General features: G+C 56.1%; 18 protein-coding genes. 6 read left to right on the top strand and 12 right to left on the bottom strand.

Features of this window, described 5'->3' with window-relative positions; all coding sequences use genetic code 11:
* Nucleotides 1-9: 9 nt before the first annotated feature.
* On the top strand, nt 10-834 hold the full coding sequence (locus tag RBB44_RS08410; RefSeq protein WP_306146945.1) for an outer membrane protein: 825 nt from the start codon (nt 10-12) through the stop codon (nt 832-834).
* Nucleotides 835-891: 57 nt separating this feature from the next.
* Here the strand turns inward: RBB44_RS08410 and RBB44_RS08405 are convergent, their stop codons facing one another.
* The gene (locus tag RBB44_RS08405; protein ID WP_306146944.1) at nt 892-1,236 is read right to left on the bottom strand and encodes a cupin domain-containing protein; all 345 of its coding nucleotides are present in this window, start codon (nt 1,234-1,236) and stop codon (nt 892-894) included.
* Nucleotides 1,237-1,358: 122 nt separating this feature from the next.
* Nucleotides 1,359-2,348, bottom strand: a complete 990-nt coding sequence (locus tag RBB44_RS08400) for a fatty acid desaturase (protein WP_306146943.1) — start codon at nt 2,346-2,348, stop codon at nt 1,359-1,361.
* Nucleotides 2,349-2,659: 311 nt separating this feature from the next.
* Here RBB44_RS08400 and RBB44_RS08395 point away from each other — a divergent pair, with 311 nt between their 5' ends.
* Both RBB44_RS08395 and RBB44_RS08390 read left to right on the top strand, forming a co-directional pair.
* Nucleotides 2,660-4,141: a YdiU family protein gene (locus RBB44_RS08395; RefSeq protein WP_306146942.1), complete on the top strand. Its 1,482-nt coding sequence runs from the start codon at nt 2,660-2,662 to the stop codon at nt 4,139-4,141.
* A gap of 355 nt (nt 4,142-4,496) precedes the next feature.
* Complete coding sequence (locus RBB44_RS08390; protein WP_306146941.1) at nt 4,497-5,207, top strand: ABC transporter substrate-binding protein; 711 nt, start codon at nt 4,497-4,499, stop codon at nt 5,205-5,207.
* A gap of 102 nt (nt 5,208-5,309) precedes the next feature.
* On the opposite strand, the gene RBB44_RS08385 is transcribed toward RBB44_RS08390, so the two are convergent.
* The 3 genes from RBB44_RS08385 to RBB44_RS08375 form a co-directional block, all read right to left on the bottom strand.
* Entirely contained in the window at nt 5,310-6,077 is a 768-nt protein-coding gene (locus RBB44_RS08385; protein ID WP_306146940.1) for an ABC transporter substrate-binding protein, read from the bottom strand.
* Between the two features lie 139 nt (nt 6,078-6,216).
* A complete protein-coding gene (locus tag RBB44_RS08380; protein WP_040453314.1) occupies nt 6,217-6,537 on the bottom strand; it encodes an antibiotic biosynthesis monooxygenase in 321 nt (106 codons plus the stop codon).
* 76 nt (nt 6,538-6,613) lie between these two features.
* A complete protein-coding gene (locus tag RBB44_RS08375) occupies nt 6,614-7,549 on the bottom strand; it encodes a hydrogen peroxide-inducible genes activator (RefSeq protein WP_306146939.1) in 936 nt (311 codons plus the stop codon).
* Between the two features lie 133 nt (nt 7,550-7,682).
* Here RBB44_RS08375 and RBB44_RS08370 point away from each other — a divergent pair, with 133 nt between their 5' ends.
* Together RBB44_RS08370 and RBB44_RS08365 are read left to right on the top strand one after the other, a co-directional pair.
* Nucleotides 7,683-7,865: a YdcH family protein gene (locus RBB44_RS08370; RefSeq protein WP_133950226.1), complete on the top strand. Its 183-nt coding sequence runs from the start codon at nt 7,683-7,685 to the stop codon at nt 7,863-7,865.
* 38 nt (nt 7,866-7,903) lie between these two features.
* The gene (locus RBB44_RS08365; RefSeq protein ID WP_133950228.1) at nt 7,904-8,116 is read left to right on the top strand and encodes a hypothetical protein; all 213 of its coding nucleotides are present in this window, start codon (nt 7,904-7,906) and stop codon (nt 8,114-8,116) included.
* Nucleotides 8,117-8,223: 107 nt separating this feature from the next.
* Here the strand turns inward: RBB44_RS08365 and RBB44_RS08360 are convergent, their stop codons facing one another.
* The 4 genes from RBB44_RS08360 to RBB44_RS08345 all read right to left on the bottom strand — a co-directional run bounded on the left by RBB44_RS08360 (nt 8,224) and on the right by RBB44_RS08345 (nt 14,922).
* Nucleotides 8,224-11,340: an efflux RND transporter permease subunit gene (locus RBB44_RS08360; protein ID WP_306146938.1), complete on the bottom strand. Its 3,117-nt coding sequence runs from the start codon at nt 11,338-11,340 to the stop codon at nt 8,224-8,226.
* A gap of 34 nt (nt 11,341-11,374) precedes the next feature.
* Nucleotides 11,375-12,469 (bottom strand): efflux RND transporter periplasmic adaptor subunit, encoded by a 1,095-nt coding sequence (locus RBB44_RS08355; protein WP_306146937.1) that lies wholly within the window; start codon nt 12,467-12,469, stop codon nt 11,375-11,377.
* A gap of 11 nt (nt 12,470-12,480) precedes the next feature.
* Nucleotides 12,481-13,032: a TetR/AcrR family transcriptional regulator gene (locus RBB44_RS08350; RefSeq protein WP_209175999.1), complete on the bottom strand. Its 552-nt coding sequence runs from the start codon at nt 13,030-13,032 to the stop codon at nt 12,481-12,483.
* A gap of 246 nt (nt 13,033-13,278) precedes the next feature.
* Nucleotides 13,279-14,922: an EAL domain-containing protein gene (locus RBB44_RS08345; protein ID WP_209176000.1), complete on the bottom strand. Its 1,644-nt coding sequence runs from the start codon at nt 14,920-14,922 to the stop codon at nt 13,279-13,281.
* Nucleotides 14,923-15,348: 426 nt separating this feature from the next.
* Between RBB44_RS08345 and RBB44_RS08340 the strand changes: the two genes are divergently transcribed.
* Nucleotides 15,349-16,518, top strand: coding sequence for a hypothetical protein (locus RBB44_RS08340; RefSeq protein WP_306146936.1), 1,170 nt, complete (start codon nt 15,349-15,351; stop codon nt 16,516-16,518).
* 67 nt (nt 16,519-16,585) lie between these two features.
* Here RBB44_RS08340 and RBB44_RS08335 read toward each other — a convergent pair whose 3' ends face one another.
* The 3 genes from RBB44_RS08335 to aspS form a co-directional block, all read right to left on the bottom strand.
* On the bottom strand, nt 16,586-17,170 hold the full coding sequence (locus RBB44_RS08335) for a hypothetical protein (protein ID WP_306146935.1): 585 nt from the start codon (nt 17,168-17,170) through the stop codon (nt 16,586-16,588).
* A gap of 224 nt (nt 17,171-17,394) precedes the next feature.
* Nucleotides 17,395-19,164, bottom strand: coding sequence for an ABC transporter ATP-binding protein (locus RBB44_RS08330; protein ID WP_306156122.1), 1,770 nt, complete (start codon nt 19,162-19,164; stop codon nt 17,395-17,397).
* A 326-nt stretch (nt 19,165-19,490) separates the two neighbouring features.
* Nucleotides 19,491-21,272: an aspartate--tRNA ligase gene (gene aspS / locus RBB44_RS08325; protein WP_306146933.1), complete on the bottom strand. Its 1,782-nt coding sequence runs from the start codon at nt 21,270-21,272 to the stop codon at nt 19,491-19,493.
* Between the last annotated feature and the right edge of the window lie 6 nt (nt 21,273-21,278).

Genomic DNA, 21,278 nt, shown 5'->3' with positions numbered 1-21,278 from the left:
ATACACCGAGTGTTCCAAACGAACCTGAGTTCCAAGGCTTTGCTGAGCTATTCATTTGTTGCTGCGGTTTCGCTGGCCACTCCAAGCGCCGCTGCTGATCTGCCCTCGCCGCCCCCTGCTACAAACACACCAGAACTTCGCGTTGAACGCAGCTGGGAGTTCGTGATTGCGCCTTATCTGCTTGCGCCGACCATTCAGGGCGATACGACGATTGGCCGCTTGCCGAATACGTCGCTTGACGTGTCGCCGGGAACCATCTTTGAGAACTTGCAGTTCGGCGCGATGGGGCATTTCGAAGCGCTGTATGACGGCCGGTTCGGTGCAACGCTCGACGTTGCGTATATGGATCTCGGGTCTGGCCGAACATTCCCGCGCGTCGGAGGCACTGTCAGTGCCGGGGTCAAACAGCTGGTGAGCGAAGCTTTTTTCGGCTACCGGTTCTGGAGACAGGGTTCAAGCTGGCTGGAGGCTTATGCGGGCGGACGCTGGTGGTACAATCAGATTGATGTCACCGCGAACGTGCCGCGCAATTCCTTCTCCAGGACGATCACCGAACAATGGATCGATCCGGTCATCGGGCTGCGCGGGCAGCATTTCCTGAACGACAAATGGTCTCTATTCGGAAGTGCCAACGTTGGCGGGTTCGGGTTGGTCTCTGACTTCACATGGGGCGCGCAGGCCGGCGTCGGCTATCACTTCAACGAGCGTTGGGCGATGCATCTGCACTACAAGGCGACCGGCGTGGACTATGACAACGGAAAATCCGGCACAGAGGCATTTACCTATGACACCGTCACACACGGGCCGATGGCCGGCGTCGCCTTCCGTTTCTAGACAACCGCTGCAGAGTTTTGTCGGCCGACTGCACGCAGTCGATCGATCCCAGCCGTCTTACAAACGAATGACGTATTCCTTGTTGGTGGTTTCCAGAACTTCCCAGGTGCCGGAAAACCCTGGGCGCAGGATAAAACTGTCTCCAGCTTTCACGTGATGCTCCTGCCCGTCCGTGTCTGTCAGGACAGAGTGGCCATCGAGGATGCGGCAGTATTCCCATTCGTCATACTGGATCCGCCATTTTCCCGGCGTGGAGCGCCAAATGCCACAAAAAAGACCATCGCGCTCTTCGACGTTCCAGGTGGTGAATTCAGGTGATCCTGATATCAACCGGTCCGGCGCTGGGGCATCAATTTCTGGAGCGGCGGCATCTTGAGACAAGCGGCAGAAAGTGTCAGTCACGGGAGATTTCCTTCAAATGTGCTCCCGTAACTCATACACCGACCGTTAGCAGTGCGCCCGGATTTCTTCATCCGAGCGGTCACTCAACGACGCTGGCGCATCGGGGTTCTGCTCGGCAGAGTTCAAGCAGCCGAGAACGGCACCAGCCGTTTGGCCTCTTCATCCCATAGCGCCAGATGCGCGCTTTTCAGGCTTTCCCAAATGGTGAGCTTATTGATGGAGGCCAGCTCCGGCTTCCCCGCCATGCATTCCTGCAAACGGTAATTCGGAATGTGACTGCAAAGATGGTGGATGTGATGCAGCCCGATGTTGCCTGTGAACCAATTGAGGATCGCTGGCAACTCATAATAAGACGAGCCGAGGATTGCCGCCGTCTTCCGATCCCAAACGCCATCGCGGGACCAATGTGTCTCTTCGAACTGATGCTGGATGTAAAAGAGCCAGACGCCGGCTGCGGCTGACAGCACCACGATCGGTGCAAAAACGAGCACGAAGTGTACCCACCCCATGAAGAACGCGAGCGTGCCGTAGACGGCAACAATGGCAAGATCCAACAAGAGCACGCTGGCGGTCATCTTCCAGGACGGACGCTGAACGGTGAACGGGAGCCTCTGGATAATCAGAAAGTGCAGAACACCGCCGACGAATGTCATGAAAAACGGATTCCGATAGATCCGGTACCAGACGCGTTTGTGAAGTGGCAGAGACCGGAATTCCTCAACTGTTAGCGTATCAATATCTCCGAAGCCGCGCCGGTCGAGGTTGGATGATGTCGCATGGTGAAGCGCATGTGCCCGCTGCCAATACGCATAGGGTGTGAGCGTCAGGATGCTCATCAGCCGTCCGGTCGTATCATTGGCCGTTTTGGACGAGAAGAATGATCCGTGGCCGCAGTCATGCTGAATGATGAACAAGCGGACAATCAATCCGGCGGTCGGCACAGATAGGGCCAGGGTGATCCAATAGCTGATGTCCACCGCAGCATACATGGCGGCAACCAGAGCAACGAACAATGGCACGGTCGTGAGAACCTGGAAAAGAGCAGTTGCATTGTTAGGAGTTCGATACTGCTCGCAGTGTTCGACAAGGTCCTGGATCTGGCTCGGATGCACTGGGATATCCCGTTTTCTTCTTTTCGGGAGTATTCCCTTACGTGCGTGGTGACAGACTGAGCGTGCTGGGTCAATGCAGACGGCAACGAATGCGTCTTTTTGCTCAGTAAATGGTTTTCAATTTCCTGTTTCTTCGCCGATAGGTTCGCTTCGGAGGGAGGAACAACCCTGTCCGCATGTCCGTCTGAAGCAGACTGCGAATCTCCTTCAAAAAAAATTGGAACCTTGGTAATTGGCGCTGTGGGGTCGAAAGCAAGCGGGATAAAAACTATATAGCGACAGTAGACAGTGACCGACCGGATCTCGCCGCCATGACAACACAGCCACCTGCCTTTCAGTTCGACAATACGTATGCCCGCGAACTTCCCGGGTTCTACGTCGAGTGGCAGGGCGCGGCCGTGCCGGACCCGAAGCTGGTCCTTCTAAACTCCTCGCTCGCCGGTGAACTCGGTCTTGATAGCGCGGCGCTTGCTGCTCCCGAAATGGCGGCTGTCTTTGCTGGCTCGGCAAGTCCTGAAGGGGCTTCTCCCCTCGCACAGGTCTATGCCGGTCATCAGTTCGGCGGGTTTTCGCCTCAGCTCGGCGATGGCCGGGCCCTCTTGATTGGCGAGGTGATCGATCAGAAAGGCCATCGCCGCGACATTCAACTCAAGGGCTCCGGCCGGACACCGTTCTCACGCGGTGGCGACGGTAAGGCAGTGATTGGCCCGGTCCTGAGGGAATACATCCTCGGCGAAGCGATGCACGCGCTCGGTGTGCCAACAACACGTGCGCTTGCGGCCGTGACAACCGGCGAAATGATCCAACGCGAAGGCCTGAAACCTGGCGCCGTCCTTACCCGTATAGCATCCAGCCATTTGCGGGTCGGCACCTTCCAATTCTTTGCGGCCCGAAGTGATACGGACAAGGTGCGGCAACTGGCGGACTACGCCATCGCGCGGCATGACCCGGACCACCCGGACGCGGACGATCGATATCTTCAGTTCCTTGCCCGTGTTGTGGACCGCCAGGCCCGGCTGGTTTCCGAATGGATGCTGATCGGCTTCGTCCATGGTGTGATGAACACAGACAACACCACGATCTCTGGTGAAACGATCGACTATGGTCCCTGCGCGTTTTTGGACGGTTATGACCCGGCCGCTGTTTTCAGCTCGATTGACCACGGTGGGCGCTATGCCTTCGGCCGTCAGCCCACCATCATGCAGTGGAACCTGGCACGCTTGGCAGAAGCCCTGCTCCCCTTGTTCGATTCAGCGGACCTCGACAGAGCCGTAGAACTTGCAACTCAGGAACTGAACAAATTTCCGGATCGCTATCGAACCGCCTGGCTCAATGGCATGTGCAAAAAACTTGGCCTGACTGACCTGCAAGATGATGACGTCACTCTGTTTGAGGACCTTCTCAGCGCGATGGAGGCATCCAAAGCTGACTACACTCTGGTTTTCCGGCGTCTGTCCGATGCTGTCTCCGGAAACACCGCTTCCCTTTTTGATCTCTTCGAAGACAAGGCCGATATATCTGCCTGGGTAAATCGCTGGGATCAACGGCTCTCCGCAGAAGGGCGCCCAGCCGAAGAAATCAGCCGCGAGATGAACCGTGTGAACCCGGTCTACATTCCGCGCAATCACAAGGTCGAAGAGGGATTGGCCGCCGCAGAGACCGGAGATTATAGTCTGGTTGAAGACCTGCTCGATGTCTTGAAAGATCCTTATGCGGAACGTGAAGGATTGGAGGCTTACGCAAAGCCGGCACCACAGGATTTTGGACCTTACCAAACATTCTGTGGGACCTGAGTCTCATCGGCAGCGTCGTTAATTTTGAAGCTGGACTGGAAGCCGTTCTGCTCAACGCTGAGCGGTTTACAGGTTCGGATAACTTATCAGATGACCTAATTTACTTACCGTCTTCATTTAAAAATCAACAACTATAAACCGAAGAACAATACACTTCGCGCTCTGATTTGCAGCTAACTGAAATATTTTACATGGATAATTTTAATAGAACTACTTCTCTCAAATACTTTGATAACCTTATTCTTACTTTCACTCAAAAATCACCTCACTCATAACCAAGAGTAAGTCCCTCCCCTTTCTAATGACGGCTGCAAAACAACGATAAGCAGTCCTATCGCTCCAGAAAGGAACCGACATGAAATTTGCTGCTGGCCTCATCGCCCTTGCCGCTGCTGCGGTGCTCACCCCTGCTCACGCAGCAGACATCAACCTCACCACCGAGGAATACAAACCGTTCAACTACATGGAAGGCGACAAGATCGTCGGCTTTGGTGCTGAGCAGGTTTTTGAAATCATGAACCGCGCAGGCCTGACCTATGACGTCGAAATGGCGCAATGGTCGCGCGCGATCGGCCTGGCTGAAAAACAAGCAGATTACTGTGTGTTTACAGCATCGCACACAGAGGCGCGTGATCCATTGTTCGTCTGGGTGGAGCCGCTGAATGTTGACCGGACGCTGCTGATCAAAAAAGCCGGATCTGATGTCAACGCCACAACAATCGACGAAGCCATGGCTTACTCTGTCGGCACGCAGTCCCAAGACTACACGGAAGCTCTGTTGAAAGACAAAGGTTTCCCGAAAATCGATGCCGCCAAGGATATGCAAACAACCCTCAAGAAGCTGGCAGCGGGCCGGATCGACATGGTCGCCGTATCCGAAGCGTTCTTCAACAGCCTCAAGAAAGACGGTGTCGCGGTCGAAGAAGCGGTTGTCTTGTCTGAGACAGTCCTGTCGATGGCATGTAATCCGGGCACGAATGCCGGCAATGTCAAAAAGATGCAGGACGCGCTGAAGTCCATGATCGATGACGGCACCCAAGCCAAGATCCTGGCGAAATATCAGTAAGCAAACGCGTCATCTGAACCGAATAAGAAAAGCGGCCCTTGCACAGTGATGCACGGGCCGTTTTCTTTTTGTTGTGATTTGCACCGACGACCCAACTTCCTTTTAATTCAGCGATCTGGGTCGGATGTACGGGCCGATAATGCGGTCAAATTCGCCGTTGGCTCGGATGATCTCCATACCGCGGTTGAAGGCATCTACGAAATACGGGCCATGCTCCGTTTGCCGTGAAATCAACAAGTGGTAGGACCATGGATAGGTCAGCCTCTCCAGATGACCGATCCGTTTCTGCTGCTCTTCCGTCAGATGTTCCAGGGCAGCCTCGTACCCGCTGGTTTCCAACTCAGGGACGAAATCGACCCGCCCCATGGCGAGCATCTGAAACAGTTGCTGATTGTTCGGCACTCTCGCGACGATGATCGATCCATCATCGATCAAGGGAGCGAACTGTTGGCCAAACGCGCTGGAATCCAGCGCCCCCATGACCTTGCCGTTCAAGTCCTCCAATTCCGTTGCTTCAACAGGATTGTCCTTGGAGTAGAAGATCACCTCCCGCAAGACAAACAGCGGGTCACTCGCAAGATAGAGGCGCTCCCGCTCCGGCGTCAGCACCCACATGAAGGTTCCATCCCAAGCGCCCTGCTCCACGAGCAGCATCGCCCTATTCCAGGGAAAGAAACCATACTCGACTTCTATGCCGACCGCTTCGAACGCCTTCGTCACAAGTTGAGACGAAACACCGTATCCCGGCAGGTCTTTGGACTGATAAGGAGCCCATTCGCCATTGGTAAGTCGTATCTTTGTGGGCTTTTCATCCGCAACAGCGGTTGCCGCAAACAGAATAATGAACAGCTGAACGAAAAACATCCTCATGGTGCATGACCTTACGGCAAAACTACCGGTGGATGCAATCCTGAACGCCTGTCGGATCTTGTCGCGACACTGGAACTGTCCGGACCACTTGTTATCAAAGGCACGGCGGCTTGCTCTTTAGCCCCCAGCAGCATGAGTGTCAGGCGAAACTCTCCGCCACATCATACATGACCGGCTCGAAGCTCTTGCACAGGGCATGGATCCGGCGGTTGCGCTCGCGCATCTCGTCGGACCGCAACATGGCCAGGAAGTCTTCCCGCCGCCGCCACTGGGAGTAATTGGCGATCCGTGTCTGCGCATCATTGACGTGCAGACCGGCACCGATAAATCCGGGCTGGTGCTGAATGAACTCGCGATACGCGTCTTTCAGCTCCTCCAAAAGATCCAGGCACGTTCCCGGTGTCATTTCAAAGGTTGTTATGACGGTTTGGTAGTCGCTTGCTTCAGATATCTTTGGCATGGCTTGCTCCAACACGTTTTTGAAAGCTGGCAAAAAGCACCCGCTTGGGCAACGGCATTGGACAGTGTAGCAGCATTCATCCCGAAGTTGGTTCCACTCCGGGAACATTCATGTTCTCAACAGCTTCGAGAGAAAGATCATAAAGTGTTTGAAAATGATTGTGCCGGGCACTGTCGCGCCGCCAGGCTATGCAAATCGTCCGTCTAGTTTTCATTTCCGCGACCTGTTTCAAGACGATATCCGGTTCTTTTCCGAACTCGGATGCAATATAGGCCGCAGGAAACAGACACAGACCCATACCGATCGACACCATTTGGCGCAGGGCATCAAGGCTCGTCCCTTCATAGTCCTGACGGAAATCAGCGCCGCTCGCCCGCGCCAGGGACTGAACATCGTCGTGAAGCCGAAACCCTTGGCTCAGCGTGAGAAGCCTTTCGCCCTTAAGCAGTTCAACCGGTATGACATCAAGGCCTGAGAGCGGATGGGACCGCGGCACGGCAAGCGACAAGTCTTCCAGGCACAGTTTCAAAACCTGAAGCCGTTCTGAACCCGCCAAGTCTGGGGATATGATGCAATCAAGAGTGCCATCAAGGATTTGCTGCTCCAAAACCATCGGCCGGTCTTCCCGGATATAAAGCTCAAGTTCCGGGTATTTCGACTTCAGAATCGGCAGGAGATACGGCATGAAATATGGCCCGAATGTGGACGGCACCCCCAACCGGATCAAGCCGCCGAGATTTTCGCGCCCGGCTTCAGCTGCCGTCACAAAATCGTCCAACACTTCCAACGCATGGCGCGCCAGCGGCAACAGCCGTTCTCCCGCTGCGGTCAAGCGGACGCCGGTCGTACCGCGCTCCACAAGTGTTGTATGAACACTGTCTTCCAACAGCTTGAACTGATTGGATAATGTCGGCTGGGATACATGGCACTTCTTGGCGGCTTTGCCGAAATGCCCTTCCTCCGCCAGAGCAATAAAATACTCCAGTTGCCGCGCCGAAGGTCGATACCCCATGGCCGCTTTTCCTCTTAGCTTCTTCCATAGATATATTCTATCGATTTTATCGAAACAATGTATTTCCGCTATTTCGATCCACTCCCCATATCGGAAGTGCAACGATGTTTTAAAATTGAGAGGAGCCTAGGAGATGTACGCACGTCTGAAATCACTTCGCAGCCAGCACGGCACTCTGGACAACTTGATCCAGCGGGAAGAACTGCACCCTTACCCAGACGTTGAACACATCCGATCTCTCAAGAAATTCAAGCTGCGTTTGCGTGACGAAATTCAGCGCGTCGAGCGCAAGCTCAATCCGGCCCAAACCGCCTGATCCGCCAACTGACCCGCCGAAACAGAGGAGCCCCCGATATGACCCTTTTCTGGCCTTACTACGGTATTGGCGCTTTGCCGTCCGGTTCAAACTCCCACCGCGCCCGCCGCGCCCGCCTGCGGGATCTTGAAGCGCGCATGGAGTCTTTCCTGGTTGAGAAAGAAAACAAACAGGAAGTCTGCACCCGCGTGCTCGGCAACGTGAAGGAGTGCAAGACCCGCCTGCGCGGCGAACTGGCCCATCTAAGCTAGACCCCGGCGCATCTTGGCCCTCTCCCTCCCCAGGGCCGGGATGTTGCCCGCCGGAGCGCGATCAGCTCTGGTCACGCCGCCTGCCGCCGCCCGGCAGGCGGCGTTTTTTATTCACCCGGCACGGGTGCCGCAGCGGTTGGGACGTTTTCTTCTTTGGGGGTCGGTATATTCATTGTTTTCGTTGGCCGGACACGGAAGAACAGCGCATAGAGGACCGGCGCTGCAATCAATGTCAGGATTGTCGCGAAGGCCAGACCGCCCATGATGGTGACCGCCATGCCGCGGAAGAAAGCATCCGACAACAACGGTGCCATGCCAAGGATGGTTGTGATCGCCGCCAGCATCACGGGCCGCATACGCGATACACTCGCCTCAACGATGGCTTGGTACTTTTCTTTGCCCTCCCGGATCATCAGATCGATTTCTTCGAGCAGAACGATCGCATTCTTGATCAGCATGCCTGAGAGCGACAAGAAGCCGAGGAGCGACATGAACCCAAACGCCGTGTCTGTCGCAAGAAGGGCAATCGCGACCCCATTGATCGACATTGGCACCATCAACCAGATGATCAGCGGTTGCCGGATCGAGCCAAACAGCAGGATCGAGATGATCAGCATGACCAGGAAACCGAGTGGAAGCTGCGCACCGAGAGAAGCTTGCGCATCGTTGGTGCTCTCGTATTCGCCGCCCCACTCCAGCGCGTAGCCTTGCGGCAGTGCAATGGCTTCAATCTGAGGCCGGACACGCGCAAGCGCTGCAGCTGCCGTTTCGCCGCCCGTGGTTTCCGCAGCCACTGTGATGGTCCGCACACGGTCGCGGCGCTGGATCAACGTGTCCTGCGGCTCCATGACGAACTCTTGCACGACCTGGTCAACCGGCACGTAACGGCGCTGGCTTGTGCTCCAGACAACGGAGTCGGACACGCTTTCGTTCACAGAAATTCCATCGGTTCCGGCCTTTCGCGCGACGATCGGAATGCTCTCGTCAATGTCGCGGTACGCTCCCACCTGAACACCCTCAGTGGCAAACTGCAAAGCGAGTGACAGTTCTTCGCGTGTAATGCCGGAGATGCGGGCGCGGTCTTCGTCAAAGATCGGCCGGACCACAAGTTCGCGCTGGCGCCAATCGGTATTAACGTCAGCCAGGCGATTGTCCGGCAGCTGGAAGACGGCCCGGGCTTCCTCCCCGAGACGCTTCAGGATGTCCTCATCCGGTCCGGAGAACCGTGCCTCGATCTTCGCTCCGCCGCCAGGACCAAAGACCAGGCGTTTCGTGATGATTTGGGCTGACGGGAACCGTTCACCGAATTGCTCCCGCAGATCCAACGCCAAAGCATCAATGTCATCCCGGCTGTGGGTCCGGATGATCATGTGACCGTAGGCCGGATTGGCATCTTCCGGTGCGTAGGTAAGCATGAAACGGGTAGCCCCGCCGCCGGCAAAACTGGTGACCGTTTTGACCCGTTCATCTGCAAGGACGACGGTCTCCATGTCCTTCAGATCTGCCTCGGTCGACCGGATGTCGGTGCCTTGAGGTTTCCAGTAATGGACATAAAAAAGCGGCGTGTTGCTATCCGGAAAAAACGCCTGTTTCACGTTGCCGAAAGCCATCACACAAGCAACTGTCACACCAATCAGCACCGCGATTGTCAGCAGACGGGCATGCAGCGCTCCAATCAGGAACTTCCTGTAGATCGTATAAAGGATGCCCTTGTAAGGATCATGATCATCGCCAACGCCTTCAGCTGTTCGGAAAAAGTATTTTCCGAACAAAGGTGTCACGGTGATCGCAAATATCCAGGAAAGCAGCAGCGATATCCCGATAACCGCAAAGAGCGAGAACAGGAACTCACCTGTTGCATCTGGGGACAGACCGATGCCCGAGAACGCCATGATGCCGATCACGGTCGCACCGAGCAGTGGCCACATGGTTTGTTTGACAACCTTGCTGGCGGCGTCAATGGCCCGCATGCCGCGTTGCATGTTGATCATCATGCCTTCTGCGACAACGATGGCGTTGTCCACAAGCATGCCCATCGCGATAATCAGGGCGCCAAGCGAAATCCGCTCCATCTCGATGGCAAACAGCCGCATGAACAGAACCGTGGCCATCACCGTGAGCAAAAGCACGGTTCCAACAACGAGGGCCGCGCGCCAACCCATGAACAGCGCCAGGACCGTGATCACGATGACCACCGAGGCCGCAAGATTGATGATGAAGCCGTTCACAGATTCATCGACAACGATGTTCTGCTCGTAGATAGGGTGAATCCGCATCCCGACCGGCAGTTGGGCTTCGACCTCTGCGAGTTTTTCAATGACACGTCCACCAACCTCAACGATGTTCGTACCGTCGATCTGCGAGACACCTATGGTGACCGCTTCTTGTCCGTTGTGCCTGATCAGCCGGGAGGGCCTTTCGGGTTCACCAAGTTCCAGCGTCGCAATGTCCGACAGGCGGATCATCGCCGTGGTGCCCGGACGGCCGATCACCAGATCCTGAATGCCCGTAAAGTCGTCAAAAGCGGATGCCGTCATCAACCGGATGCGCTTGTCTCCTGATATGCCGGAGCCGTTGGTCTGGATCCGGTTTTCCGCATCGAGCACGCTGGTGATATCGGTCATGGAAATACCAAGGCCGACCATCTTGTCGTGGTCGACATTCAGGTAAATGACATCCTCCGGTTCGCCGGAGACATCGACCTTGCCAACGCCCGGAACCGTGAGCAACTCGCGCCGGATCCGCTTAACCGTCGTGCGGATATCGCGGTTGGTATATCCATCTGCAGTGAAGGCATAGAAAAGACCGAACACATCGCCGAAATCGTCATAGACCAACGGTGTTCCAGCACCGGCAGGCAGTGCGCGCTGTTCATCACCGACCTTTCGGCGAAGCTCGTCCCACACCTGCGGCAATTCGGTGCCGTCATAGGTATCTTTGATTTCGACACGAATCCGCGAAAGACCCGGTTCGGAAACAGATGTGATTTCCTTCAGCTGCGGCAGTTGCTGGATCGCGGTCTCGAGGATCTCGGTGACCTCGTTCTCCACTTCGGCAGCCGTTGCGCCCGGGTAGCTGGTGATGACCTGGGCTTCCTTGATGGTGAAGGCCGGGTCTTCGAGGCGGCCAACGGTGCTGAGTGCCCACAAACCGCCGAGCAAAGACAGGATGACGATCATCCAGGTGTTGACCGGTTTCTGGATCGAATAACGTGCAATATCCAAGGGATCAGATCCTTGTTCGGTATTATCTGTCAGATCAGCGCAGCGGTCGCACGACCTGGCCATCACTCAAGAATGCGGCTCCGGCAGCAATAATGTCTTCACCAGCCCCAAGGCCCGAACTCACCGGGATGTAGTCGCCCATGACAGTGCCGACTTCGACCTTGCGTTTGGAGACGGCATCGCTTCCATCATCATAGATCCAGACATATGACTGACCATCGCCGTCAACGGCGATCGATCCGGTCGGAATGAGGAACATCTCCCCAAGGGACAGCCCCTCCGGGAGAAACTTGACCCGGACGGATGCTGTCATTCCCGGGTACAGCTGGTCTGCTCCCTTACGAGGCATTGCAAGCGTGACACGGTAGGTCTGGGTCACATCGTCGACCTGGGAAGAGTGCTCGCGATAGATCAGTGGGAAATACTTGTCGCCGTAGGCTGGAAACTTGGCTTCGATCGAGACGACTTCCGTGTCCCTCACCCGCCCGAAGAGGGCCTCGGCCACATTGATATCGACTTGGATTTCCGACACATCGTGCATCCGCACAACAGGTGTTCCAACGCTTACCGTGGTAAAGTTGTCGATGAGGCGCAGGGAAACAATGCCGTCAAATGGCGCACGAAGCTCGGAGTACTGAAGATCCAGCTTGGCTTCTTTCAGCGCTTCAACGGCCAGGTCATGCTTGTCCTGCTGTGCGTCGAAGGCGGAGACCGCAATCACATTCCGATCGCGCAGGGTCGCAAGGCGGTCCAACTCGCGTTTGGCTTGCTCGACGTTGATTGTCGCCTCACGCAGTGCGCGATCATAGTCGGCGGTATCGAGCCGTGCGATCAGATCGCCTTTCTTCACCTGCTGACTTTCCAGGACCGGCAGCTCAACGATCCGGCCAGCAACCTGGAAGGAAAGATCGACGGTTTGCACCGCAGCCACCCGACCGGCAAACCGGCGCTCCAAAAGACCGAGCTGATCGGAAACGGTAAAGATTTTGGCTGGCCTTGGGGCAGCGTGAAGTTTTGCCTCCGCCTCGGCGATCGGATCTATTGCATCGTCCTGGCATGCGGCCAATAAACCCGCCGACAAAACGATCGCTGCCACCCTTGCGGCGGGCGTCTTCAACAATGCCAACATAGAGTTCCGTCCTATTGGTTGAGGTCCTTGAGCCGGCCACGCAGTTCTTCGAAAACTGCTGCCCGGTCGTCGTCCGTCAGTGTCGAAACGCAGTGCGCTTCGGAAAAATGCAATCCTTCGAGGCTGGTCCAAATGACCCACGCCGCCCCAAGTTGCGATGTTTCTTCCAGTATCGCGGCCCGCAGCCGGAGCTTGACGTCGATGAATGGCTGCCGAAGGTCTGGTTTGTCGGCGGTCGCCGGCAAAATCGCCCGGGCAACATCGCGCTGCTCACTTAACCAGCCTTCTGTGACATCCACCATGGCGGCCAACGTCGGAGAATCTGCATCGGTCGCATTTTCACGCGCGGCGGCAATTTCGGCTTCAAATTTCCCGGCCAGAAACTCCACCATACCCCGAATGAGCGCATCCTTGCTGGGGAAGTTGTAAAGCAGACCGCCCTTGGACAGCCCCGCTTCTTCTGCGACAGCATCAAGCGTCAACGCTGGCGTGCCTGCGCGGCGGACGACCTCAAGCGCAGCGGTCAAGATCTGGCATTTTGTGTTTTTGGTGGTCTTCGACATCTTGGATTCTGAACCGTCTGGTCAGTACAGTTCAAATGCATATAAACCGTCCAGCCGGTACAGACAAGGAGTTCATAGCAGCCGTGAGGCGATTATTCTTTAAAGCGTTTATTCAGAAGGCAGAGGAACCGCGAAAAAAAGAACCGAAAACTAAAGGATTGGCAGATCACTGAGCGACCCGCGAATCCCAGGAATGCATGGTGAAAAAACCGCTCGAAGTAGTCTGTGAGTGGTCCAAGCCCCGGATCAGGCCGCTTCGTCTTCCATGGACGCTTCGGCTGCGGCCTGTTCCGCAGCGGCCGCTTCCGCGGCGATCCGTGCGCGTTCACGGGCTTCATCTTCAACACGCTCGGCGAACTCGATAAACTCTTTGGCCGGCATGGGTGCTGCGAAGTAATAGCCTTGCGCTGCTGTCACGCCGAGTTCCATCAGGCGGTCAATCTGCTCTTCTTCCTCAACGCCTTCGGCGATGATGCCCATCCCGAGATTGTCTGCAAGCTCGACCATGGAATCCACAATGGTCGTGGAGTTGTCGTCGGAACTGATGCTGTCGATGAACATCTTGTCGATCTTGATGATATCCACGCCCAGCTTCTGCAGATAGGCCATACCGCCATGGCCTGTGCCCACGTCATCAAGCGCAATGCGGACGCCGAGAGCCTGCAATTCGGCCATGATCTTGCGCGCTAACTCCATATCCTCAAGCGGATAACGTTCGGTGACCTCAACAACAATTTGTTGATAGGAGATCTCGGAGTTCTCGAACGTATTCTTGATGTCGGACACGATCTCACGGTCGAGGAAATGCCCGGCAAAGAGGTTGATCGACAGCTTGAAGTCCGGATGCTCGCCGTAGAGCGCACCGACCTCGTCGCTTGCCACCCGCATCATGTGGCGGGTCATGTCAAAGATATGCCCATTGGCTTCGGCATAGGCCATAAATTGGCCAGGTGAGACAATCATGCCGTTCGGGCGGCGCCAGCGCATGAGAACCTCGCAGCCACGAACACGCTTGGTCTCGATATCCATGACCGGCTGGTAATACGGAATGAATTCGCCGTTTCGGATCGCGGCCACGAACTCGTCGTTCGCCTCGCTCTCCGGCCGCCAAGAGTACCAGATACCGATAGCGACAAACAGAACAGCAATGGCTGCGCAGGCCGCCGCGGCAATGACCTTCAACTGCTGCACGACCTGCAAGGCCGCCGACGCAGGCGCATTGACGATGGCAATCAGCGGATAAAGCTCAGATGCAACTTCAACCGACAGCATTTCACTCGGATCGTTGCCTTCCGAATTGTAGCCACCGACCTGATACCAGAGAAGATTGTCGCCGAGGCGCAATTCTGTCCGCCTGTAGGATCTCAGATACTCAGGGCCAGGATCCATTGCGATCACCGCCGGGGTGATCTCGGCAAACAACCGTGTCTCGTTTTTCAGATCCCAACTAACCACGGCGGCTCTGGCGCCAAGGTAACTGCGCTCCAGCATACCAATGCCCACCAGCGGGCCGTCTGGACGCAGGGGCGGCAGGACCACTTCTGCAGACAGTTCCCGATCAGGGATGATGCACATGCGCTGTCCGGCAGCATCTACCAGCCCAATGGCGTCGATCATGCCGTGGTCGATGATCTGCTGCTCGTAGATAATCCGGTCGGCTGCATCGCAGGTTTCAACGTCGTCTCGATCCAGTCTTTGCAAGAAAGAAACAGTGGTGGTTATGGCCTCTTCCGCACGGCGGATGGACACCTGCCCCATCGCTTCCATCTCGCTGACGGCGCGGCTCTCGGCATATTGATTGAGGATAATATTGATCGCAAACAACGGCGTTGTCGCAAGCACCAATGCGATCAGAACCGTCTTAGCAAAACCGAAATAACGAAAGGACAATGCGCAAGCCCGTTGAGTACCATCTCCCGCAAACCATGCCGCGAAATGGGTAAACAAGCCCTGAATGCAGAAGCATTTCTTAACCCTGACAAGACGATTTCACTAAGCCAGCAGGCTAATTGGCAGCTTATGATGAACCCAAACTGCGACTGCATATGCTGAGGCTGCGCCCACCGCTGTTTTCATTTTCCACAACCTTTCGGCGCACATTTACCGGCCCAAGTGCGGAAATCCGCCAAGAGCGTGATCGCCGTCACATTATCGCTGCACCAATCGGGTGACAAAACCTTCGAGGCAGGTCAAGAAACCGGTCTCTTTTTCAATTCGCACCAGCTGCAATAAATGGGTCCCTATCTGTCGCCGTTGGTATTAAGCTACGACGCAGGCTCGCGTCAGCCCTGACACTTCACGTTTGGAGTACACATCATGATTTCCAAGAAGTCCCGGATCGGCCTCGGCCTTTCAACCGCAGTTGGTCTGTTTTTGGCTCAGGCTGCACCGGCCATAGCATTCGACCCAAGCGGCGTACCGGTTGCCGATGCGTTCTTGAAACTCCTCGATTCAGACAGCGGCGACGTGGAAAGCTATGGCAGCGTCAACGAAACGGGCGGTGACGTAACAATCGCCGACCTCGTTCTCAAAAGCGAAGATGACGATGGCACTGTCACCATCGGCACCACGACCCTCTCCGGCGGTTCTGTTCTGGACAATGGCCGTTTGAAACTGAGTGGCCTTCAGCTTCAAAACCTGGAACTTGCTGCCGACGATGGCGGCCTCACCATGGCAAACATGACCGCAACGGATCTTGTCTTGCCAGCGGCTGAAGAAGTTCAAAACGGCGCCCCGACCGTTGATCCGAGCTACAAGACCTTTGAAGCTTCGACCATTCAGATTAATGACGAAGACGGCAAGATCGCCACAATCGACACGATCACCTCGACCATCGACGAAATGGACGGCGATCAGCCAACAAGCGGCAGCTTTGCAATCTCAAACATCGTCGTAGATGTGAAAGAGATCCAGGCCGAAGAAGCCAAATCCCTGCAGGACCTTGGCTACGAATCCCTCAACATGAACATTTCCGGCTCAGGCAAGTGGGATCCGGATGCGGCTACCATCAATATCCCGGACCTTAAGATCGATGGCCAGGACGCTGCCGCGCTGACACTGTCGCTCTCACTTGGCGGTGTAACGCGCGAAGTTGTGGAGGAGCTGAACAAGGCTTCCGACAATCCGGAAGAGTCCATGGCCCTTCTTCAGAACATCTCCGTGTCCAATGTGCGCGTCCGTTTGGATGATGCATCTCTGACCGGCCGGGTGCTAGATCAGGAAGCCCAAAAAGCTGGCGTCGACACCCAGCAGTATGTTGCTGGCCTAACCGGCAGCTTGCCGCTGATGCTGGGCATGCTTCAGAACAAGGATCTCGAAGGCCAGGTTGCTGAAGCCGTGACACAATACCTGACCAATCCGGGTTCCCTGGAAATCACCGCGTCTCCGGAAAACCCGGTCCCGTTTGCCCAGATCATGGGGGCGGCGATGTTGGCCCCGCAAATGGTTCCGCAGTTGTTGGGTGTGTCGATTACTGCCAATCAGTAATCCATACTCCGAAACCCAAAACGCGGCGGAACGTACCGCCGCGTTTTTCTGTTTTCATCAGGCTTGATCAGGTATTGGTGATTTCGAAGCCGATGGCGTCGAAGAAGGTGACATCAAACAGCTCACCACCCTTGATCTTAAGATCACTCAAGATTTCCGGGTTTTGAACTGTGTAGGTGCGTTCCTCACCATCCGGGCCAGTGAAACGGATCTTTCCGGTTTCAGTGTCCGCGGTAAGGATCTTGACCGTGACGGTCATCTGACGGGCTGTCAGGCCCGCGGGCAAGCGGTCCTCATCGGCAAGAACGACCGTTTTTGAGGCATCGATCTCAGGCTTGGTGTTTTTGCTTTTTTCGATGTCGATGACGACACCGGCAAGATACGTCACGTTCAGGAACTGGTTTTCCCGCACCGATGCGATGTCAAATCCGGCCTGAACCGGAACAGCGAATTCATTGCGGTCCTTCGCCTTGACGATGATCTCGTTGCGGGCCGGGTTGGTCGTGACGACCTGCGCTTTATAGGACACTGTTTCGGCGGCTGCGAAGGCTTCCTCAAAGGTTGGCTCGGACATCGCCGAGGCGGCACCAGAAAAAGCGAACACCGACAGCGCGGCGGCCGCAATGGTCAAAATGAGGGGACGTGCTGACATTTGAAAAGTCCTTTGCAAAATCGGTCAAGGTTTTCGATGACGCCAAGGCCGCTCGCTGATCACTCAGCGATGTCCCTGGTTTCGCTCAGCAAACATCTGAACCAATTGCGGCTCTTTCATGAACGCAAAGATTGCAAATTTTTTAGAATTCGCCCTATCGAGGAAACTGATCAGTGGGTCGCAAAAAGGCTTTGTCGACCCGCAATCCCGGCGTCGCAGGAGAATTACTCCGCAGCTTCCGTTTTGTCCTGAAACTGCAAATCACAGAGCCGCCGGTAGATGCCGTCGTGATCGTAGAGCTTGTCGTGCGTTCCGCTCTCCACTACCTTGCCCTGATCCATGACATGGATCTGGTGAGCATGGCGAACCGTTGAAAGCCGGTGTGCAATAACGAGTGTCGTCCGGCCGGTCATCAAGGTTTCCAGCGCGGACTGGATCTTGGCTTCAGATTCTGCATCCAATGCCGATGTTGCTTCGTCCAGCAAAAGGATCGGTGCGTCCCGGAGCATCGCACGGGCTATGGCGATCCGTTGGCGCTGACCACCGGATAGATTGTTGCCGCCCTCCCCGGCACTGGTGTTGTATCCGTCCGGTAGAGCGGTGATGAAGTCATGCGCATTCGCCGCTTTCGCCGCTTCGATGATGTCCGCTTCGGTTGCACCAGGCACACCAACGCCGATGTTGTCGCGAAGGCTCATGTTGAAGAGATATGCATCCTGCCCGACGTAGGCGATGGACCGGCGCAAGGTCGCGACCTGAACCTCCTGAACCGGCTGACCATCAATCCGGATTTCGCCGGATTGGGGATCATAGAACCGCTCGATCAGCGAGAACACGGTCGATTTGCCGGCACCCGAGGCACCGACCAACGCAGTCATTTTCCCCGGCTCGGCCTTGAAAGACGCACCGCTGAGTGCTGCTCCCTCGCCATAGGAAAACTGGACGTTGTCGAAAACGATTTCACCGCTTGAAACAGCAAGGGATTTGGCTCCGTCACGGTCCTTAAGATCGGCTTTCTCATCGATCAACTCGTACATCAAGCGCAGACCGACCATTTCACGGCCAAGATTGACATTGAGCCGCGCCAGGCGGCGTGCCGGATCGTAAGCGAGCAAAAGCGCCGTGATGAAGGAGAACAAAGCGCCCGGGTCCTGACCCAGCTCCACCACGGAATACCCGCCATAGAAGATCACCATCGCAATGGCGAAACCGCCGAGCGTGTCCATCATGGGCGATGTCCGGGCGCTCAAGGTTGCGATTTTGTTCGCCTGACGCTGGACGTCCTCTACCGAGTCGCCCATGCGGTCCCGCATGGCGTCTTCCATGCCAAATGCCTTGACAACACGCACGCCAAGCACGGTCTCTTGCAGGGCTGCCGTAATCTTGGCGGTTGAGACCACCTGGCGGTTCATATGTTTCTTGACCCGCCGGATCAGTATCGCAACGCCAATGACCGCCGGCGGCATGATGACAAAGGCAAAGAAACTCAGCAGCGGGTTCTGAACGACCATCACGATGACAAGACCGATCAAGGTCAGGAGATCACGGCCGAGCGAGACGACCACCATGTCCATCGTCATGCGGGCGGAGTTTACCCCTTGTGTGACGATCACATTGATCTCGGCGAGCGATTTCCGGTCGTAATAAGCCTGGTCGAGCTGCAAAATATGGTCAAACAGGCGCTTTTGAAGGCTGGCAATGATCGCGTTGCCCACCCGGGCAAGCACCACCAGCTGGCCATAGGTGGACACGCCCTTGACCGCGAATATCAGCATCACCACGCCGGCAATGACATAGACCATCTGTTGGTCGCGGTTGACGAACACCTCGTTGACCACGTCGCGCATGATCCAGGCACTGGCCGCTGTGGTCGCCGCCACGAACCCCATGAACACGAATGCGAGCGCGTACTGAGGCAGATAGGTCCTCAGGTTTTCCCCGAAGAGACGCCGGATCAAGGGAATGGTTTCATTTGGATCCGTCTCAGCGTTCACTTTCCGAAAATTGAGCACGCACTCATGCCTTTCTTCGGCGCAACCGGACCCTGTGTCCTTCCCTGCGCCACCCTGCCCGCACTATCTATCGCGTTTCGCTGCATTCTTAAAACCAGAAGCATCGCCTGTTGCATTGAAATCTGTGATTTCATGTTGCGATGGGTGATACAGCCATTTCGCGAACTGCGTTGTTGCGAGTCGATCAGCGGCAATTCACCGACCGGAGCTTTCTAACCCTCTGATGCGACAAAGGCCAGCAGAGCCGGCCTTTGTGCGGAAGTGAACTGGAGCCTTCTATCAGGCTTTTGCACCCTTTCCCGGTAAGATCACTCTTCCGGGAGGTTAAGCCGCAAATGAAGTTCGCGCAGCTGGGCGGTATCCGGCTCATTCGGCGCGCCCATCATCAGGTCTTCAGCTTTCTGGTTCATCGGGAACAGCATGACCTCACGGATGTTGGCCTCGTCCGCCAGCAGCATCACGATCCGGTCGATACCGGCTGCGCAGCCACCGTGCGGAGGTGCTCCGTACTGGAACGCATTGACCATGCCGCCAAAGCGCTTGTTGACTTCCTCATTCGGATATCCGGCGATCTCGAAAGCCTTGTACATGATTTCCGGCTTGTGGTTCCGGATCGCACCGGACACCAGCTCGTGACCGTTACAGGACAGATCGTACTGGTAACCGAGGACCTCGAGCGGATCACCTTCCAGCGCTTCCATCCCACCCTGCGGCATGGAGAACGGGTTGTGTTCAAAATCGATCTCGCCGGTTTCCTCGTCCTTCTCGTAGATCGGGAAGTCGACGATCCAGGCAAATTCGAACCGGTCCTTGTCGGTGTGGCCGAGCTCTTCACCGATGGTGACACGGGCTTTTGCGGCAACAGCCTGGAACTGCTTCGGCTTGCCACCAAGGAAGAAGGCCGCATCGCCGACCTCAAGACCGAGCTGCTGGCGGATGGCCTCGGTGCGCTCCGGACCGATGTTCTTCGCAAGCGGACCGGCCGCTTCCATGGACCCGTCTTCCGCCTTGCGCCAGAAGATGTAACCCATGCCCGGCAAGCCTTCGCCCTGGGCGAACTTGTTCATGCGGTCGCAGAACTTGCGGCTGCCACCTTTCGGGGCTGGAATGGCGCGGATTTCCGTGCCCGGCTGTTCCAGAAGGTTTGCAAAGATCGCAAAGCCGGATCCGGCGAAATGTTCGGAGACGATCTGCATCTTGATCGGGTTGCGCAAGTCCGGCTTGTCAGTGCCATACCACAGCGCGCTGTCCTTATAGGAGATCTGCGGCCAGTTGCGGTTGACCGGACGGTCGTTGCCGAACTTCTCGAAGACGCCTGCAATCACCGGCTCGATTGTGTCGAAAACTTCCTGCTGGGTCACGAAGGACATTTCCATGTCCAGCTGGTAGAAGTCGGTCGGCGAACGGTCGGCACGCGGATCTTCATCGCGGAAACACGGCGCGATCTGGAAGTACTTGTCAAACCCTGAGACCATCAGCAGCTGCTTGAACTGCTGCGGTGCTTGCGGCAGCGCGTAAAACTTGCCCGGATGCAGACGGGACGGCACCAGGAAGTCGCGCGCGCCTTCCGGGGATGAGGCTGTGATGATTGGCGTCTGGAACTCGTTGAAACCAATCGCCCACATACGGTCGCGGATATCGCGCACGACATTGGAGCGCAGGATCATGTTGTTGTGCAGCTTTTCGCGGCGCAGATCCAGGAAGCGATATTTCAGGCGCACCTCTTCCGGGTACTCCTGTTCACCGAAAACAGGTAGCGGCAATTCTTTGGCGGAGCCAAGAACTTCCATGTCCCGGATAAAGACTTCGATCTCACCGGTTGGAAGGTCAGGATTGATGGTCTCTTCGGTCCGCTTCTTCACGGTCGCGTCGATGCGGATACACCATTCGGAGCGCACGGTTTCAGCCAGACCAAAGGCCGCAGAATCAGGATCGACCACGCATTGTGTCATGCCGTAGTGATCGCGCAGATCGATAAACAGCACCCCGCCATGATCTCGGACCCGGTGGACCCAGCCGGAAAGACGGATGGTCTGGCCTTCGTCGGACAGACGCAGATCACCGCAAGTATGGCTACGGTAGGGATGCATTCTCGT

Source organism: Roseibium sp. MMSF_3247 (genome assembly GCF_030733765.1).
Classification (GTDB): domain Bacteria; phylum Pseudomonadota; class Alphaproteobacteria; order Rhizobiales; family Stappiaceae; genus Roseibium.
The sequence above is the reverse complement of the archived record's forward strand: the minus strand, read 5'-3'. Positions and strand labels throughout refer to the sequence as shown.